General features: G+C 44.7%; 5 protein-coding genes. All 5 read left to right on the forward strand.

Going from position 1 to position 4,233, the window contains the following annotated elements:
* A partial coding sequence (locus tag A3757_RS13845) for a cell division ATP-binding protein FtsE (protein WP_156506323.1) occupies positions 1–364 on the forward strand: 364 nt, incomplete at its 5' end.
* Positions 364–1,332, forward strand: a complete 969-nt coding sequence (ftsX, locus tag A3757_RS13850; protein WP_068506583.1) for a permease-like cell division protein FtsX — start codon at positions 364–366, stop codon at positions 1,330–1,332. The genes A3757_RS13845 and ftsX, both read left to right, overlap by 1 nt.
* A 228-nt stretch (positions 1,333–1,560) precedes the next feature.
* Positions 1,561–2,415: an RNA polymerase sigma factor RpoH gene (gene rpoH, locus A3757_RS13855; protein WP_068506581.1), complete on the forward strand. Its 855-nt coding sequence runs from the start codon at positions 1,561–1,563 to the stop codon at positions 2,413–2,415.
* Between the two features lie 58 nt (positions 2,416–2,473).
* Positions 2,474–3,355, forward strand: coding sequence for an NAD(P)-dependent oxidoreductase (locus A3757_RS13860; protein ID WP_068506579.1), 882 nt, complete (start codon positions 2,474–2,476; stop codon positions 3,353–3,355).
* A gap of 33 nt (positions 3,356–3,388) precedes the next feature.
* Complete coding sequence (hyi, locus tag A3757_RS13865; RefSeq protein WP_068506576.1) at positions 3,389–4,171, forward strand: hydroxypyruvate isomerase; 783 nt, start codon at positions 3,389–3,391, stop codon at positions 4,169–4,171.
* The last annotated feature ends 62 nt before the right edge of the window (positions 4,172–4,233 follow it).

Raw genomic sequence — 4,233 nt, forward strand, 5'->3', positions numbered from 1 at the left:
GGGAATGAACCCGCGCGATATCGGGCGTCGAGTACGTGCCGCATTAGATAAAGTCGGTTTGCTTTCAAAAGAGAAAATGACACCCATTCAGCTCTCAGGCGGTGAACAACAGCGTATCGGTATTGCCAGAGCCGTTGTCAATAAACCTCCCGTTTTGTTAGCCGATGAACCAACCGGAAACCTCGACCCCGAGCTTTCAGCCGAAATCATGAACTTGTTTAGCGAGTTCAATCAAGTCGGCGTCACGGTACTGATAGCGAGCCACGACTTGGCATTGATTCATCATATGCACTATCGCGTAATCTCGCTTCAGCAAGGAAGTCTGATCGACTCACGTTCTCAATTTGCTGGAGCAGATGACTAATGGCTGAGCTACCCAAATCTTCAGGCGCTCGACCGGCTCCTCCGCCAAGTGCTGCAAACCACTATATAGAACACCATAAAAAGGTGGCTAAGGCGACTCTGCTGTCATTGCTAAAAACACCCATTGCCAGTCTCTTTACCTGTGCAGTGCTCGGCATAGCTCTGGTTCTGCCAGCTTTGTTGACTAGCCTTTTAAGCAATATTGAATCACTAGGTGAAGATTGGGATGGCAGCGCACAAATAACGCTCCTACTTAAAAAGGGCGTGCCGCTTATTGATGGACAAAGGCTTGCTGACGATATTGCAAAAAGAAAGAGTATCACCAGCAGCCAGTTTATCGATAACGATAGCGCGCTGAGCAATTTTAAAGAACGCTTCGAGTTTGCCGATGCAATCGACTACTTAGACAGCAACCCCTTGCCGCATGTCATTATTGTTCGCCCATCAGATGCTCTAAATACGATTGAGCATATTGAGCAGCTCAAAGATGCTCTAATTACTCTTCCTGAAATCGAAAGTGCGATACTCGATGTGGTTTGGGTAAAGCGGCTTCAGTCGATCATTAATATGCTTCAGCAAGCAGTAAGCGTTATCGGAATAATGCTCGCACTGGTTGTTATTCTGGTGCTAGGGAATACCATTCGCCTAGCAATCGAGAACAAAAAAGAAGAAATTATTGTAATTAAACTCGTTGGCGGAACAGATGGTTTCGTTCGTAGGCCCTTTCTATATATGGGTGTATTATTTGGTTTTGGCGCCAGTCTAGTTGCCTGGATACTGCTTATTATCATTACCGCTATTCTTAATGGCCCGGTTGAGGCATTGGCCAGCTCATATCAAAGCACTTTTAGTTTGTCATCACTGAGTTTTGAATCTACACTATTGTTATTCTTAATAGGGACAGGGCTGGGCTGGTTTAGCTCTTGGCTTGCAGTACGCAAACATTTGGATGATATTGAACCAAGTTAATCAAGTAGAAATCCTATATTGCTGAGTCTTAAGTTTTATTAATCTTGTCTCTGCAACAGTAATTTTCAAAGTAGTACTCTTTTTTCTCCCTTTAGAATACTTTATGATTGCTTAATATATGTACAATTTTTCTGTATGGAACTTTTTCTTTGTTCTGCTGTCTAAATTTGAGCAGAGCAAAATATTGAACACTAAAATTCTTACGGAATAAATGTTGGAGGTTTTATTATGGGTACAAGCTTACAGCCCGTAGATATGCTTACCCCGGGCGCAAACCTGGAGTCATACATTCAGGCCGTGAATGGTATCCCTATTCTGAGCGTTGAAGAAGAACGCAAGCTTGCTGATCGTTTACATGATGAACACGATCTTGAAGCTGCACGCCATATGGTTATGTCTCATCTTCGCTTTGTTATTCATATTGCTAAAAGCTATGCCGGCTACGGTTTGGCTCAGGCAGACCTTATTCAGGAAGGTAACGTAGGCTTGATGAAAGCTGTTAAGCGTTTTAACCCTGAGTATGGCGTTCGCCTGGTTTCTTTTGCTGTACATTGGATCAAGGCAGAAATTCACGAGTTCATTCTACGAAACTGGCGCATCGTTAAAATTGCGACGACTAAAGCTCAGCGTAAAATGTTCTTCAATTTGCGCAGCAACAAAAAACGTTTAGCTTGGTTCACTCATAAAGAAGTTCAGGACGTAGCTGAGAACCTCGGTGTAGAACCAAAAGTCGTACGAGAAATGGAAGGTCGCTTAAGTGCTCACGATGCATCTTTCGACATGGGCGCCGATGATGACGAAGATAGCGCATATCAGGCTCCCGCTAATTTCATTGAAGATCATAGCCATAACCCGGCTCGTCGACTGGAAAAGCTGGACAGCACTGAATACGCAAATTCCCGTTTACACGAAGCCTTAAAAACTCTGGATGAACGCAGTTTCGATATTCTATCCAAGCGCTGGTTGACCGAAGATAAAAAGACTTTGCATGAACTCGCTGATGAGTACGGCGTTTCTGCAGAACGTATTCGACAACTAGAAAAAAATGCAATGAAGAAGGTTAAAGCCCTAATCGAAGATTAAGGTTTGGCTCGATATATAAACCGCCTACTTGGGCGGTTTTTTCGTTTTAGGAGAAAAGATGAAGATCGCATTTCTTGGGATCGGCCTGATGGGCTACCCAATGACACAAAAGTTACTGGATGCCGGTTTCGAATTATTGCTATGGAATAGAACTGCCGAGAAGATGGCAGATTTCGCCGATAAAGCCGAACTTTGTGCAAGCGCCGCCGAGGCGATTAGCCAAGCAGAAATTATTATCAGCATGTTGGAAAATGGCGATATTGTCGATCAGGTTATCTATCAGTCACAAGCTTATCAAAGCGCGAAGCCGAATAGCTTATTTATCGACATGAGCTCAATTCCGCCTTCTACCGCTCGCAAGCACGCCCAGTTAGCAAAGCAGCATCAGTGTCACTATCTGGATGCGCCAGTTTCCGGCGGTACAGCAGGTGCTCAGGCGGCCACCTTATCTGTTATGGCGGGTGGTGATAAGCAGCAATTCGAACGAGCACAAGAGCTCTTCCAGGCATTTGGGAAGTCTACTTACATTGGTGATACCGGAAGTGGCCAGCTATGCAAACTGGCCAATCAAGCGATTGTCGGCATCACAATTGGCGCCGTATCAGAAGCACTGTTATTAGCCTCCGAAGGTGGTGCGGACCCTGAAGCCGTACGAGAAGCCCTAAGTGGAGGCTTTGCTGCCAGCCGTATTCTCGAATTACATGGACAAAGAATGCTAGAGCGAAACTTTGAGCCAGGCGCGACCTCTCGTGTCCAGCTTAAAGACCTGAAAACTATACTTGATGAAGCGCGAAACGAAGGTCTGACACTGCCCCTATCTCAGCGTACTTATGAGTCTTATCTATCTCTGGTTGCTAATGGCAATGAAAATGTCGACCATAGCGGCCTACTGCTTGAGCTAGAACATATGAACCAGACTCAACTGAAATCTACTAGTTAAGTGTTTTAGCAAACTCATCGCAAGGATATAAGCATGCCCAAGTTCGCCGCCAATCTCACTATGCTATTTACCGAACTTCCTTTTATGAGTCGCTTTGAGGCTGCCTCAAAAGCCGGTTTTAAGTACGTTGAGTACTTATTTCCCTATCAATGGCCCGCTAAAGAACTTGCCGAGGCACTCGATGCTAATGGGCTAGAACAAGTGCTATTCAATCTCCCGCCTGGTAATTGGGATGCAGGAGAGAGAGGTATCGCCGGCTTACCCGGACGTGAGGATGAATTCAAACAAGGGCTCGAAACAGCGCTGGAATATGCGCAAACACTTGGGGTTAAGCAGATTAATTGCTTATCAGGTTTAAAACAGCCTGACTGTAGTGACGAGCAACACTGGCAAAAACTTGTTGCTAACGTCAAATATGCTGCCCAAGCGCTTGCCAGAAAAAATATAACACTGATGGTTGAAGCAATTAACAGTAAAGTTGATATGCCTGGGTTCATAATTGATACATTAGACAAAGCTCTGCAGCTACTCGAGGACGTCAATGAAGAAAATGTAAAGATCCAGTTTGATATCTATCATATGCAAATCATGCATGGCGATATTATCCGTAAGATAGGATCTGCCCAAGCCCAGATCGGCCATATCCAGTTTGCCGATAACCCCGGCCGACACGAGCCAGGTACCGGCGAGCTTAACTTCTCGCAGATCTTCAAAGCACTTGATAGGCTTAATTACTCAGGCTATATCAGCGCCGAATATATACCATCATCTACCACTGACGCCTCACTCTCATGGCTTTCCCAAAGCAATAAGTAAGCGGGTTACGAACATTTAACTGGTTATATAAATCCACTAAGTTTATATATTTATATTCACTG

This window comes from Oleiphilus sp. HI0117 (assembly GCF_001635235.1).

Coding starts and splice junctions, on each gene's coding strand:
- rpoH (WP_068506581.1), top strand. CDS start 1,561: ATGGGTACAAGCTTACAGCCCGTAGATATGCTTACCCCGGGCGCAAAC.
- A3757_RS13860 (WP_068506579.1), top strand. CDS start 2,474: ATGAAGATCGCATTTCTTGGGATCGGCCTGATGGGCTACCCAATGACA.
- ftsX (WP_068506583.1), top strand. CDS start 364: ATGGCTGAGCTACCCAAATCTTCAGGCGCTCGACCGGCTCCTCCGCCA.
- hyi (WP_068506576.1), top strand. CDS start 3,389: ATGCCCAAGTTCGCCGCCAATCTCACTATGCTATTTACCGAACTTCCT.